Source organism: Bacillus sp. SIMBA_031, assembly GCF_046535225.1.
GTDB classification, from domain to species: domain Bacteria; phylum Bacillota; class Bacilli; order Bacillales; family Bacillaceae; genus Bacillus; species Bacillus velezensis.
The window spans coordinates 1-253 of record NZ_JAWRXC010000474.1; the positions used below are offsets into that span (position 1 = coordinate 1).

At 59.3% G+C, this 253-nt stretch carries 1 protein-coding gene; it reads left to right on the forward strand.

Features of this window, described 5'->3' with window-relative positions; translation table 11 throughout:
• Positions 1-253, forward strand: a 253-nt coding sequence (locus SB724_RS21065) for an ANTAR domain-containing protein (RefSeq protein ID WP_410572931.1), incomplete at both ends; no start/stop codon positions are given.

The window sequence follows — 253 nt, forward strand, 5'->3', positions numbered from 1 at the left end:
GTTCGACCAAGGTGCCGTGCAGCGGGCCAACGATTACGTTGACCAAGCCTCCAATGGCCTTCGCTTGGCCATTAAGCTGGCGCAACACAGTGAAACGGCCGCCAACTTGCGGGCGGCAATGGAGTCGCGAACGGTCATCGACGTCGCCACGGGCATCATCATTGCCCAGAACAGGTGCACACAAGTGGAAGCCATGGAGCTCATCAAGAAAGCCTCCAGCAACCGCAACATCAAACTGCGGGCCGTAGCCCAG